Source organism: Mesorhizobium amorphae (assembly GCF_014843845.1).
Taxonomy (GTDB): Bacteria; Pseudomonadota; Alphaproteobacteria; order Rhizobiales; family Rhizobiaceae; genus Mesorhizobium; species Mesorhizobium amorphae_A.
Genome location: NZ_JHQS01000122.1, coordinates 1 through 12,861 on the forward strand (window position 1 = coordinate 1; position 12,861 = coordinate 12,861).

The window sequence follows — 12,861 nt, forward strand, 5'->3', positions numbered from 1 at the left end:
ATCATCCGGGACCAAAAACCATGGCAGAACGCTTGACTTCCAAGACAGTCGCTCTGGCCTGCCGGCCGTCTCCCCCGCAAGGGGGGAGATCGGCAGCCTCGCTGTCCCGCTTCCTACTTCACCGCGTCCTCATACGCCTCCGGCTTGAAGCCGACCAGGATGCGATCGCCGACCTCCAGCACCGGCCGCTTGATCATCGTCGGCTTCGCCAGCATCAGCGCCTTGGCCTTCTTCTCGTCGAGCGCGTCTTTCTCCTTGTCCGGTAGTTCGCGAAACGTCGTACTGCCCTTGTTGAGCAGCTTTTCCCAGCCGACCTTGCCGACCCATCCGTTCAGCCTGTCCGCCTCCAGCCCTTCGGCCCGATAGTCATGGAAGCGGTAGGGAACGTCGCGCCCCTCCAGCCAGACGCGCGCCTTCTTGATCGTGTCGCAGGTGGTGATGCCGTACATGGTGATCGTCAAGACAACCTCGGACAGATGGGTTTTCGAATCTGGCGGCAAGCTAGGCCCGCCCTGCCTGCTTTGCCAATGGCCTTGTCAGCATTTTCGAGTTTCGGTCTTGCCAATACTAAGGAATTTTCCTAAGTAATATGCGAAGCGCCCGCAGTGGTGCGCGATCCGCAAGAAGGAAGAGGTATGAGCCTGCAGACGGCAACTCCCAGTCCGCCACCGATCGACGGCATTTTCCGCGCCCTTGCCGATCCGACGCGGCGCCTTGTGGTGGAGCGGCTGAACCGGAGCCCGGCTTCGGTCAGCGAGCTTGCCGAGCCCTTCGACATGGCGCTGCCCTCCTTCATCGAGCACCTCAAGGTGTTGGAAGGCTGCGGGCTGGTGCGCTCGGAAAAGGCCGGCCGCGTCCGGACCTACCGGCTTTCGCCCGAACCGCTGAAGCTGGCCGAAAACTGGCTATCCGAGCAGCGCGCTCTTTGGGAGCGCCGTCTCGACCAGTTCGACGCCTATGTGATGACGCTGAAGGAGACAGAAAAATGAGCTATCCGTTCAAGCCAGACCCCAGACTGGACCTCATGCTGGAGCGCGTCGTCGATGCGCCGCGCGAATTGTTGTGGCGGGCCTGGACGACGCCGGAGCACGTCAAGCAATGGTTCACGCCGAAGCCATGGATCATCACGGACTGCGAGATCGACCTTCGGCCCGGCGGGTTGTTCCGGACGCGCATGCAGTCGCCGGATGGCAAGCAAGTCAACGACCGCCATTGCTGCTATCTCGAGATCGTGCCGAACGAGCGGCTCGTTTGGACTGACGCGCTGCTGCCCGGTTTCCGACCGTCGGGCGAGCCTTTCATCACCGCGGTGATATCGTTTCAGCCGGAAGGCAAGGCGACACGCTACACCGCGACCGCCATCCACCGCGACGAGGCGACGCGCAAGAACCATGAAGAGATGGGTTTTTACGATGGCTGGGGAACGGTGCTCGACCAGCTTGCGGACCATGTGAAGACGATCTGAGATTGACATATGGCGGCCAGGGCACCGTCCTGGCCGCCTATGTCATGCAACGAAGCGGCAGCCACCAGCAAGCCGGTGGTGTTTCCGGCCTCAATAGTAGAAGCGCTCTTCGGTGATTTTGCCGTTCTTGACCGTGTACAGGCCAACCTCATCCATGGTGACGCGCTCACCGGTCGCCTTGGGCGTTATGTCAAACTTGAAGCGGACCGCGAACTGGTCGCCGTTGACATAAGGGCCCTCGACCGAGCCGCCATGGACTTCGTTGTTCTCTTGCCACCACTGGCCCTTCTGCTTGACGGTGTCCTTGCCTTCGCAGACGGCCATCGGTCCGTCCATGGCTTCGTAGCTGGCGATGTTGTCGGCATTGTATTTCTCGGCAGCAGCTTCGTTGTTGCCCTGCTTGAGAAGCTCTGTGAAATCCTTGGCAATTTCCGCAGTGGTCATGTGTTCCTCCTGTCCAGACGCAATCCAGATAGGGAACCGCTTGCTGGCCTGCCACCGTCGGCCCGTTCGGTAGCTGACAACTCATGTCAGGATGGAAGCAATGTCTGAGCGATTTGTGATGCTCAATGCTTGCGATCCGGGTTGGAGCAACCCGCTCCCTATGCCTGATAGCAGCCGCGTTCGATGGCGAGGCGGCGAACCAGTGCCAGTACGCTGTCAATGGTGGGCGTTGGTTGGCCGGTCAGCCGGCCCAGTTCCTGCACCGCCGTGACCAGCGCGTCGATCTCCATCGGACGGCCGCGCTCCAGATCCTGAAGCATCGAGGTCTTGTGCTCGCCGACATCGCCGGCGCCCTTGATGCGCCGGTCGACCGCGACGGGGAAGCGCACGCCGAGGCTTTCGCCGATCGCCTGCGCTTGCAGCATCATGGCGCGGGCCAGCGCGCGCGTCGCCTCGTCGGCGACGATGGATGCCAGCGTGCTGCCGGTCAGCGCCGAGATCGGATTGAAGGAGAGATTGCCCCAGAGCTTGACCCAGATCTCGTTGCGGATGTCGTCGCGCACCGGCGCCTGCAAGCCCGCCGCGACCAATTCCCTGGCGAGCCGCGTGACACGCCCGCTCTTCTCGCCTGATGGCTCGCCGAGCGAGAAGCGCGCGCCCTCGACATGGCGGATCACGCCGGGCGCATCGACCTCGGCGGCGGGATAGACGACCGAGCCGATGACGCGCTCCGGCCCGAGACGCTGCCAGATCGTGCCGCCGGGATCGACGGCCTGAATGCGGGTGCCTTCGAGCGCACCGCCGGCCTTGTAGAAATACCACCAGGGCACGCCGTTCTGCATGGTGACGACGGCGGTGTCCGGCCCAAGCAGCGGCGCGATCTGATCGAGCGCCGGGCCGACCGAATGCGCCTTCAGCGCCAGCACGACATAATCCTGGACGCCGAGTTCTTCGGCGCGCGCGGCGGCCCTGACCGGAGCAACGGATTCATGGCCGTCCTCAATCAGGCGGAGTCCACTTGCCTTGATTGCATCGAGATGCGCACCGCGCGCCACGATCGACAGATCGACCTTGCCGGCGATGGCAAGCTTGGCGGCGAGGTAGCCGCCGATGGCGCCGGCGCCGAAAACGGTAACGCGCATCAGCCGAGACCGAGCTTGGCGGCAAGGCCGATGCGCTGCAACTTGCCGGTCGCGCCCTTGGGGATCTCGTCGAGGATGAGGACCTTGCGCGGCACCTTGAAATCGGCGAGCCGCGTCGCGGCAAAGGAGCGGATGTCGGCTTCGCTGGCGCTCAACCCTTCGCGCAGCACGACGGCGGCGGCGACCTCTTCGCCGAGCTTGTCATGCGGCATGGCGAAGGTGACGACCTGCGCCACCGCCGGATGATCCATCAGCACGCCGTCGACCTCGAGCGGCGAGATTTTTTCGCCGCCGCGGTTGATGATCTCCTTCAGCCGTCCGGTAACGCGCAGATAGCCGTCCTCGTCGAGCACGCCCTGGTCACCGGTGTGGAACCAGCCATGGGCGAAGGCGCTGGCATTGGCGTCCGGGTTCTTCTCATAGCCGGCCGTGACATTGGGGCCGCGAATGACGATCTCACCGGTCTCGCCGGTTTCGAGCAAACGCCCGTCGGGAGCCATGACCGCAACGTCCGGTCCGGCGGCGGCGCCGACGCTGCCAGGCTTGCGTTGGCCAGGCGGTAGCCGGTTCGACGCCATTTGGTGCGCGGCCTCGGTCATGCCGTAGGATTCGATCACCGGGCAGGAGAAGGTCGCTTCGAGCTCGGCCATCACCTGTGCCGGCAGCGAGGCCGAAGACGAGCGGATGAAGCGGAGCGGTGCTGCAGCCAGTGGTTCAGCATTGCGCGCGGCGCGCGGCAGGATCGCCTGATGCATGGTGGGTACTGCCGTGTACCAGCTCGGCTTTGCTTCGCCGAGCCAATGGAAGAAACGCAGTGCGTTGAAGCCCGGCGTGCAGAAGACGCTGCCGCCAGCGGCGAGCGAGGACAGCACCGCGGCGATCAGCCCGTGGATGTGGAACAGCGGCATGATGTTGAGGCAGCGGTCGCCGGCGGTCAGGCCGAGCGTCGCGCCGATATGGGCAGCCGAGGCGGCGAGGTTGGCATGGCTGAGCGGCACCAGCTTGGGGCGTGAGGTGGTGCCCGACGTGTGCAGCAGCAGCGCGATATCGCCATCCTGCGCCAGCCCGGACAAAACAGACGGACCGACCGGTTCGCCCTCGATGCTGAAGCTTCCGGCCGGCGCATCAGGCAACGCAACGAGCCGCAGCACGCGGATACCGAGGCGCTCGGCGACGGCGACGGCCGGACCGCTATCGTCCTTGGCGGCGAGGATTGCCTTGGCGCCGATGTCGGAGAGATAGAAATCGAGCTCGTCGGCCCGGTAGGCGGGATTGAGCGGCGCCGTCGAAGCCGCGGCCGCCACCGCGACAAAGGCCGTCGCCATCTCCGGTCCGTTGGGCAGCACGATGGCGACGCGATCGCCACGGCCGAGGCCGAGCGCATTAAGCCGCGCCGCCGTCTCGCGGATCAGGCGGCGCAACCCGCCATGCGTGAGGGTTGTCCGATCGGGTGCTGAAATCGCCGGCGCGCCGTCTGTACCTGCGGCGATCCGTGCGATGATCGAATTCGTTTCAGACAACGCTGACCTCGATGTCGCCAACACTGTCGATATGGCCGGTGAGAATGTCGCCGCGCTGGACGGCGCCGACGCCGGACGGCGTCCCCGAAAGGATAATGTCTCCGGGCATGAGCGTAAACAGGCCAGACAGGTAACTGATCATTTCAGGCACCTTCCAGATCATCTGGTTGAGATCGCCCGTCTGCTTGCGCTGCCCGTTCAGGTCCAGCCAGATCGCACCTTGGGCGGGATGGCCGATCGCGCTTGCAGGAACCAGCGGGGTGCATGGCGCCGACGCCTCGAAGGCCTTGCCGACCTCCCAGGGCCGACCGAGATCCTTGGCCACGGCCTGCAGGTCGCGCCGCGTCATGTCGAGGCCGACGCCGTAGCCGAAAACGCAGTCGAGCGCTTTGTCCACCGGAATGTCCTTGCCGCCGCTTTTCAACGCCACCACCATCTCGATCTCATAGTGGACGTCGCTGGAAGCCGGCGGATAGGGAAATTCTCCGGATATGTTGAGGTTGTCGGGGTTCTTCTGGAAGAAGAAAGGCGGCTCCTTGTTCGGATCGTGGCCCATTTCGACGGCGTGCGCCGCATAGTTGCGGCCGACGCAATAGACCCGATGCACCGGAAACAGCTTGTCCGACCGAGCGACCGGGATGGCCGGAATCGTGGTCGGTTCGATTGCGTAGTCTGCGCCGTGAATGTTCATTATCTTGCTCCTGCGTAGTATTCGACTTTGGCTTCGGCCCGCTCGATCAGTTCGGCGATCAGGAGGGCGAAGGCGAAAAGGATGATGGTGAGGGCCCAGAACTCGGCCATGCGGAAATTCCGCGAGAAGGTCTCGAAGAGTGCGCCATAGCCGACGATGGCGACCAGCAGCTGGCCGATCACAACGCCCTTCACGCCGCGGATGAGGCCGAGCCTTATGCCGGCGAGGATTTCCGGCAGCGCCGCCCAGAGGATGATTTTCAGGTACAGCGCCCGTCGCGAGGCGCCATAGGATCGCGCCATCTCGATGAGAGACGGCGAGATGTGCCGTACGCCGGCGCGGGTATCAAGGACGATGATCCAGATCGCAAACAGGAACACCGCCGCGACGATCGTCCTTTCGCCGAAGCCGAACAGGATCATCAGCACCGGCACCAGGGCCGAGAGCGGGGCGCTGGAAAAGATGTTGACCCACATGCCGAGCAGGTCGTCGGCGATCTTCACGCGGCCCATGAGAATGCCGAGCGGCACACCGATCACGATCGACAGGACCATTCCGGTGAAAAACGCGCGCAGCGTCGTGACCGTCGCGCTCTGCCAGGACGGAGTCTGCACCAGACCCACAGCCGCGCTCAGCACCTCGCTGAGTGGCGGCAGCAGGAAGACCAGGTCGAGCCTGCCGACGATCTCCCACAGCACGCACCAGACAAGCAGCGATGCCATCATCGGGACGCGGTAGCCGAAAAGGGTCATCTCAGGGCCTCATTCGGCATATTGCTTCAACCCCTGCCAGATTTCCTGGACCGTATCGAGATAGTGCTTGTCGCGGTGGATGAGATCCGGGTCGCCGGAGCGGTCGATCTCGGGTTCGATGATCTGCGAAACCCTGCCCGGCCGGGGCGACAGCAGCACTATGCGATCGGATATATAAACCGCCTCCTCGATCGAGTGCGTGACGAAGATGAAGGTCTTGTTCTGGTTGCTGCGCAACCTGATCAGGTCTTCCTGAAATTTCCGCCGGTTCTGCTCGTCAACAGCCGAGAACGGTTCGTCGAGAAGCAGCACGTCAGCATCGACCGACAAGGCGCGCGCCAGACCGACGCGCTGGCGCATGCCGCCCGAAAGCTGGTGTGGATATTTATCCTCGAACCCGGCGAGCCCGACCTCGGCAATGTAGTGGCGGGCGATCTCCTCGCGCTCGGCTCTTGCCTTGCCGCGCAGTTCGAGCCCGAAGGCGACGTTGCGGAGCGCGGTTGCCCACGGCATCAGCGCAAAATCCTGGAACACGAAGGCACGCTCGGGGCCCGGCGCGGTGACCACCTTGCCGTCGACCGCGATCGAGCCGGCGTTGGCCTTGATCAGCCCGGCGATGATCTTGAGAAGCGTCGTCTTTCCGCAGCCGCTCGGGCCGAGCAGGCTGGTCAGCTTGCCACGCGGAAAGTCGAGGTCTATGCCGCGCAAAGCTTCGGTGCTCCCGTAGCTCTTGGAGATTCCCCTCACCTCGACGATCGGATCGATTGGTGCGGGCATTGATGACGGTTCCTTTCGCAGCACAGCAGCGCGCATCTCAGGCTCCTCTTGTCTCGGGCCTGAAAACACGGACCTCGATCCACTGCAGCACAATCAGCGTCAGGGTCGAAAGCGCGATAATCGAGGCAATCGTTGCATACATTTCGGCATAGTCGGCGCGCGAACGGTGAAAGGTGATCAGGTCGCCGATTCCGGTCGGCGTGATCAGCAGTTCGGCCAGCACGACGCCGACGAAGCCCGCCGCCACACCCAAGCGCAGACCCGCGAAAATGACCGGGCTGGCGTCAGGAAGGACGATCTGTGTGACCACTTGCCAGCGCGTTCCGAGGAACGAGCGGCACATGACGACGAGCGACTCGTTGACGTTTCGCACCGCCTTGTAAGTGTTGAGCACGATGACCGGCAAAGCCAGTATCATCACAGCAAGCGTCTTGGCGGTCATGCCGATGCCGTAGACGAAAGTCACCATCGGGATGAAGGCGGCGACGGGTGCGGCCTGGAGCACGATAAACACCGGGATCAGCAGCCATTCACCGGTCCGCCACAGGCCGCACAGCGTTCCGAGGCCGACGCCGAGGAAAGCCGACAGCACTATACCGAGCAGCAAGGGTTGCAGCGTCGAGACATACGCCAACGGCAGGCTGCCGTCGGCGATCAGCCCGATGAATGCGGTGAAAGTGGCCGAGAAGGTTGGAAACGCAAAGCTCACCGGTATGCGGCCGGCGATTTCCCAGATGCCCGCAAAAAGGGCGATCGAGACCAGCCTCAAGAGAACTGGCTGGTCCCGCCATCCACCCACTTCGCCGCGTGTCGAACGGGTCGCGAGGCCGACGGCCTCGCTCTCCGTCCTGATGCCGGTCGCCATCCGCCAGACCTATTTCTTGCCGAGTTTGGCGACGGCGCGGTCGATAGCTGCGACATCCCAGAAATCCTCGACCTTGAGGGAGGCCGGATCGCCTTCGATCTGGCCGGCAAGGCTGAAGAACCCAAAATCGTCGGCTGCGGCCTCCGCTCCGCCGCCGTTCAGCACCAGGCTGCCGGCGGTGGCCGATTCCTTGTAGTACTCGGAAATTTCCGCGTCGGCGTCGGCGCCAAGGTCGGGCAGCAGCTTGTACTTGTTGCGAAACTCGACTGCGACGGCGGGGTTCTCGGTGATCTCGCGCCCCGTCTTCATCAATTCCTCGACGAGGATATCGACATCGGCGGCATTGTTCTTCAGATAGTCGGCGGTGGCGAACAGACCTTCGTCGGTGGCGCTGAGGTCATCGACCGGCAGCACGATGAACTTGCCGGGCGCTTCCGCCTCGAGCGCGCGCCGATTGGCCGCGTCGACGATCGAGGCTTTCAGGGTGCCCTGGATAAGCGCATTGCGCCGGACCTCGGAGCCGGGGACGTAGCTGACAGTGCCGAGCTTGATGCCGTGGGTCTTGGCCATCAGCAGCATGACGGCCTCGGTGCCGGAGCCGCGCGCCTGCACCGCCACGTCCTGTCCGTCCAGATCCTTCCACTCCTTGTAGAACTCACCGTTGACCACCGGGAAAAAGCGCAGCGTCGAAATCTGCGCGAACAGGCGAATAGGCACGCCCGCCTTCTGGATCAGCGTGTAGGGTGCACCGATGCCGACATCTGCCTGGTTGCCGACGATGGCCTGGGCGGCCAGGTCTTCATCGTTGAGCACGATCAGTTCGACGTTTACTCCGCGTTCCTTCGCGCGTTCGATGGCGGTGAGCGTCTGGATGGATTCGATTCCCGGCAAATCCCCGAACGCGATCCGCATATCGCCGGCGCTGGCAGCCTCGATCGACATTGCACTGCCGATCGCCGCGACGAGCGCGGTTGCAAGGACGGCACGTCTGGACAGCTTGGTCATGTTGATTCCTCCCGTTTTTCTTGTAACCAATATTGCAAATGGTTAAGGATTTTGGTCAGATTGGTCAAGCAATAATTCGCATTCGACCGAGTTAGCACACGATCCGCGGTTCGCAGTTCGGATATTGACGGCCTCACGCTATCGATTTATCACCAAGGATAGGAATCAATCGGCGAATTGGTTAAACCAATGGACATTGTCGGAGACGGCGGTCACGCAGCGCTGGTACAGCTTCAGGCCTATCTGGCGCAGATGGACCTTTCCGGCGAGACGCGGCTGCCGGCCGAACGGGAGCTTTGCGAAAGTCTCGGCGTTTCGCGGGGCGATTTGCGCAAGGCTCTGGCGGTGCTTGAGAAGGACGGCCGCATCTGGCGTCACGTCGGCAAGGGCACCTTCGTCGGAAGCGGCCCGATCGAAGAGACGATCGGCATTTCGGAAATCGCCGGGCGCACCAACCCCGCCGATGTGATGCGTGCGCGCCTTATCATCGAGCCGGAAATCGCGCGCGAGGCAGCCCTGCACGCCACGCTTGACGATATAGCCGCGATGCGGAAATCCCTCGCCCAGACCCGCGAAGCGGCGACGTGGCGGCAGTATGAAAACATCGACAATCTGCTCCACCGCCAGATCGCTGAGGCGAGCAGCAACAACGTGCTGCTCGGCCTGTTCGACGTGCTGAACGCGGTGCGGCGTACCGTGGTCTGGGGCCGTCTGCGTGCCGATGGCACGCGCCCCCCGGCCGACCATCACAGTTTCGCCGACCACGAGAAGATCGTGGAGGCGATTGCCGACCGCGATCTTGCGGGCGCCGCGGCCGCGATGCGCCTGCATCTGGTGCAGGTTGGTCGGCGTTTGATTCCGGCACATGAGGCGGCTGAATAGTACCTGCGCTGCCGTTTCGACGATCAGTCGGCTCAGCCCGTCATGGGGTGAGCGTGATCCTATCGGGCGCCAGAATCGTATGACCTCAATAGCCGAGCGCCAGTCCATCCTTGCGCGGGTCGGACGCGCCGGTCAGCGTTCCCTTCGCCCAGTCGATCAGCACCGCCTGCCCGCCGCCCAGAGGGTGATCGGGCTCGATCACCTGATGGCCGCGCCGGCGCAAGCCCTCAATCACGTCGGCCGGAACGCTTCGCTCCGCCTCGACGACGTCGTTGTTGTAGAAGACGCGCGGCGCGTCCAGCGCCTGCTGCGGGTCCATGCCGAAGTCGATCATGTTGGTGAGCAGGTGGACATGGCCGAAGGGCTGGTAGCCGCCGCCCATGACGCCAAACGGCATCACCGCGCGGCCATTCTTGGTCACCATGCCGGGCATGATCGTGTGCATCGGCCGCTTGCCGGGTGCGATGCAATTGGGGTGCTTCGGATTGAGCCGAAAGCTGGAGCCACGGTTCTGCAGCATGACGCCGGTCCTCGGACCGACAACCCCACTGCCGAAGGAATAGTAGGTCGAGTTGATGAAGCTCACGGCATTCAAGTCGCGGTCGACGATGGAGATGTAGACCGTGTCGCTGCCCGGCAGTTCCAAACGTGGCAGATGCGTCATCGCGTGCTCGCGGTCGATCGCGGCGCGCAGCCTGTCGGCATAGGCGCCGGACAGAAGCTCCTTCACCGGCACCGCGACATGGTCCTGATCGCCGATGAGTGTGTCGCGGTCACGGTAAGCCAGGCGCCCGGCCTCTATCTCCAGATGCAGTCGCTCCGCGCCATTGGGGTCGAGCGCGCCGAGTTCGAAGCCGGAGAGCACATTCAGCATCAGCAGCGCCGTCAGCCCCTGGTTGTTCGGTGGCATCTGATGAATGCCGTAGCCGCCATAGGAGGTGCCGACCGGTGTCTTGTAGTCGCCCCTTGTCGCGGCGAAATCATCCAGAGTATGCAGGCCGCCCAGTTGGCGCAGCCGGCCGACAATGTCTTCCGCCACCGCGCCTTCATAGAAACCGGCGCGGCCGCTTTTAGCGATGATGCGCAGCGTCGCGGCCAATTCCGGCTGGCGGTGAACATCGCCGGCTTTCGGCGGCTTGCCACCGGGCAGGAAGATGCGCGCCGCCGCCTCATCGAGCGACAGATCGGTTTCCGGATCTTCCCAGTCGAAGGCGACGCGGTCGTGCACGACATAGCCGTTCTCGGCATAGTGGATGGCAGGCGCGAGAGCGTCGGCGATGCCCTTGCGGCCATGATCGGCCAACAGCCGGCACCAGGCGTCGACGGCGCCCGGCACGGTTACCGCGTGCGGACCTTGCTTGGGAAGCTCGCTAAAGCCGTTCTCCAGATACCAGTCGACGGTCGCGGCGGCGGGCGCGCGACCCGAACCGTTGAAGGCCAGCACCTCGCCCTGCCCTTTCGGGCAGTAGAGGACAAAACAATCGCCGCCAATGCCGGTCGATTGCGGCTCGACCACCGCCTGGACGGCGGCGGCGCAGACGGCGGCGTCCATGGCGTTGCCGCCGGAGCGCAGCATGTCGATGGCGGCTAGTGTCGAGAGCGGATGCGAGGTTGCGGCCATCGCTTCGGTAGCGCGGACCGGCGAGCGGCCTGGAAACTGGAAATCACGCATGCTGTTCTGGGTATCCTTTTGGATCACGGCATCGTCCGCGACCAGGAAGGGCGCGGGAGGCGGCAGGATGTACGATAGGGCAAGCGATGGCAGCGGCAACGACGAATTCAAGCCGCGCGGCCTGGCGTGCCGAGGCGCTGTATTGGAGGGCGCCGTTCAGGGAAGTTTCCCGGCGCGTCACAGCGCCGGGAAAGCCTGTCGAGATGATCAGGCGCCGTAGCCGATGATGCCCTTGACCTCGAGGAAGTCGTGGATGGCCCAGTCCGCATACTCACGGCCGTTGCCGGACTGCTTGTAGCCGCCGAAGGGCGCGAACGTGTCCCACTCCGGATAGTTGATCGACACCTGGCCGGCGCGCAGGCGGGCAGCCACCTTGCGGGCGCGATCGATGTCCTGCGACTGCACATAGGCGGCGAGACCGTAGACCGTGTCGTTGGCGATCTTCACCGCCTCGTCCTCGTCATTGTAGGAAATGACCGACAGCACCGGCCCAAAAATCTCTTCCTTCTCGACGGTCATGCCCGGCGTGACGTGGCCGAATACGGTCGGGCGCACATAGTAGCCGCGGTTGAGGTGCTCGGGCCGACCGGGACCGCCGGTGACGAGCGTCGCGCCTTCCTTGATGCCAGCCTCGATCAGCCGCTGGATCTTGTCGAACTGGATGTTGGAGACCACCGGTCCGAGCTTGGTCTCTTCCGAGCGCGGATCGCCGACCTTGTGCGCTTCGGCGGCCTGCTTGGCGATGGCCAGCGCCTCGTCATGGCGGCCGGCCGGCACCAGCATGCGCGTCGGCGCATCGCAGGACTGGCCGCTGTTGCCGAAACAGGCGTTGACGCCCTGGCGCACGGCGGCCTCGAAGTCGGCGTCCGGCAGCACGATGTTGGCCGACTTGCCGCCAAGCTCCTGCGCCACGCGCTTGACTGTCTCGGCCGCCGTCTTGGCGACGATGATGCCCGCGCGGGTCGAGCCCGTAAACGAGACCATGTCGACATCGGGATGACCGGCCATGATCTGGCCGACGTCCGGACCGGTGCCGTTGACCATGTTGTAGACGCCCTTCGGCGTGCCTGCGGCCTCCATCACTTCCGAGAAGACGATGCCGCTGATCGGTGCGATCTCGGACGGCTTCAGCACCACGGTGCAGCCGGCAGCGATGGCCGGCGCCACCTTGCAGACGATCTGGTTGAGCGGCCAGTTCCAGGGCGTGATCAGCGCGCAGACGCCGATCGGCTCCTTGACCACCATGGTGCCGCCGCGCTTCTCGCTGAAATCATAGTCCTCCAGCGCCTTGATGGTGGCTTCCATATGCGCCCTGCCGGCCCAGGCCTGCGCCTCGCGCGCCCAGGTGATCGGCGCACCCATCTCCTGGCTGACGGCCTGGGCGATGTCCTCGTAGCGCTTGTTGTAGACTTCGAGGATACGCTTCAGGAGCGTCAGGCGCTCGGCCTTGCTGGTCTGCGAGAAAGACGGGAAAGCGGCCACCGCGTTGTCGACATCGGCCTTCGAGCCAACGGATATCTTGGTGTAGGCCTCTTCGGTGGAGGGGTCGATCACGTCCAGCGTTGCCGGCACCACGGGCGCCACCCATTTGCCGTCGATGAAGAAATTCAGATGATTGCTCACAGGCAGTGCTCCGGTTTTTCTGG

The 12,861-nt window shown here is 63.9% G+C and carries 14 protein-coding genes; 3 read left to right on the top strand and 11 right to left on the bottom strand.

The features are described from left to right. Nucleotides 1-113: 113 nt before the first annotated feature. On the bottom strand, nucleotides 114-461 hold the full coding sequence (locus DH08_RS30935; RefSeq protein ID WP_246801109.1) for an ArsC family reductase: 348 nt from the start codon (nucleotides 459-461) through the stop codon (nucleotides 114-116). 174 nt (nucleotides 462-635) lie between these two features. Here DH08_RS30935 and DH08_RS30940 point away from each other — a divergent pair, with 174 nt between their 5' ends. Both DH08_RS30940 and DH08_RS30945 read left to right on the top strand, forming a co-directional pair. Beyond that, on the top strand, nucleotides 636-989 hold the full coding sequence (locus tag DH08_RS30940; RefSeq protein ID WP_192183023.1) for an ArsR/SmtB family transcription factor: 354 nt from the start codon (nucleotides 636-638) through the stop codon (nucleotides 987-989). Further along, on the top strand, nucleotides 986-1,465 hold the full coding sequence (locus tag DH08_RS30945) for an SRPBCC family protein (protein ID WP_192183024.1): 480 nt from the start codon (nucleotides 986-988) through the stop codon (nucleotides 1,463-1,465). Before DH08_RS30940 ends, DH08_RS30945 begins: the two co-directional genes overlap by 4 nt. Nucleotides 1,466-1,555: 90 nt before the next feature. Here the strand turns inward: DH08_RS30945 and DH08_RS30950 are convergent, their stop codons facing one another. The 8 genes from DH08_RS30950 to DH08_RS30985 all read right to left on the bottom strand — a co-directional run bounded on the left by DH08_RS30950 (nucleotide 1,556) and on the right by DH08_RS30985 (nucleotide 8,661). Next, nucleotides 1,556-1,909 (bottom strand): nuclear transport factor 2 family protein, encoded by a 354-nt coding sequence (locus DH08_RS30950; RefSeq protein WP_192183025.1) that lies wholly within the window; start codon nucleotides 1,907-1,909, stop codon nucleotides 1,556-1,558. Between the two features lie 158 nt (nucleotides 1,910-2,067). Next, entirely contained in the window at nucleotides 2,068-3,051 is a 984-nt protein-coding gene (locus DH08_RS30955) for a 2-dehydropantoate 2-reductase (RefSeq protein ID WP_192183026.1), read from the bottom strand. Then, complete coding sequence (locus DH08_RS30960) at nucleotides 3,051-4,571, bottom strand: acyl--CoA ligase (RefSeq protein WP_192183027.1); 1,521 nt, start codon at nucleotides 4,569-4,571, stop codon at nucleotides 3,051-3,053. The genes DH08_RS30955 and DH08_RS30960 overlap by 1 nt, the downstream gene beginning before the upstream one ends. Next, a complete protein-coding gene (locus DH08_RS30965; RefSeq protein WP_192183028.1) occupies nucleotides 4,564-5,262 on the bottom strand; it encodes a fumarylacetoacetate hydrolase family protein in 699 nt (232 codons plus the stop codon). The genes DH08_RS30960 and DH08_RS30965 overlap by 8 nt, the downstream gene beginning before the upstream one ends. Continuing rightward, on the bottom strand, nucleotides 5,262-6,014 hold the full coding sequence (locus DH08_RS30970; protein WP_006206628.1) for an ABC transporter permease: 753 nt from the start codon (nucleotides 6,012-6,014) through the stop codon (nucleotides 5,262-5,264). The genes DH08_RS30965 and DH08_RS30970 overlap by 1 nt, the downstream gene beginning before the upstream one ends. A gap of 9 nt (nucleotides 6,015-6,023) precedes the next feature. Beyond that, nucleotides 6,024-6,827, bottom strand: coding sequence for an ABC transporter ATP-binding protein (locus tag DH08_RS30975; RefSeq protein ID WP_040584280.1), 804 nt, complete (start codon nucleotides 6,825-6,827; stop codon nucleotides 6,024-6,026). Nucleotide 6,828: 1 nt separating this feature from the next. After that, nucleotides 6,829-7,656 carry an ABC transporter permease gene (locus tag DH08_RS30980; RefSeq protein WP_120014188.1) on the bottom strand — a complete coding sequence of 276 codons (828 nt, stop codon included), beginning with the start codon at nucleotides 7,654-7,656 and terminating at the stop codon, nucleotides 6,829-6,831. Between the two features lie 9 nt (nucleotides 7,657-7,665). Further along, a complete protein-coding gene (locus DH08_RS30985) occupies nucleotides 7,666-8,661 on the bottom strand; it encodes an ABC transporter substrate-binding protein (RefSeq protein WP_192183029.1) in 996 nt (331 codons plus the stop codon). Between the two features lie 189 nt (nucleotides 8,662-8,850). Here DH08_RS30985 and DH08_RS30990 point away from each other — a divergent pair, with 189 nt between their 5' ends. After that, on the top strand, nucleotides 8,851-9,543 hold the full coding sequence (locus DH08_RS30990; protein ID WP_192183030.1) for a FadR/GntR family transcriptional regulator: 693 nt from the start codon (nucleotides 8,851-8,853) through the stop codon (nucleotides 9,541-9,543). An 85-nt stretch (nucleotides 9,544-9,628) separates the two neighbouring features. On the opposite strand, the gene ggt is transcribed toward DH08_RS30990, so the two are convergent. Continuing rightward, nucleotides 9,629-11,215, bottom strand: a complete 1,587-nt coding sequence (gene ggt / locus DH08_RS30995) for a gamma-glutamyltransferase (protein ID WP_192183031.1) — start codon at nucleotides 11,213-11,215, stop codon at nucleotides 9,629-9,631. Between the two features lie 207 nt (nucleotides 11,216-11,422). Then, nucleotides 11,423-12,838: an aldehyde dehydrogenase family protein gene (locus DH08_RS31000; RefSeq protein ID WP_192183032.1), complete on the bottom strand. Its 1,416-nt coding sequence runs from the start codon at nucleotides 12,836-12,838 to the stop codon at nucleotides 11,423-11,425. Between the last annotated feature and the right edge of the window lie 23 nt (nucleotides 12,839-12,861).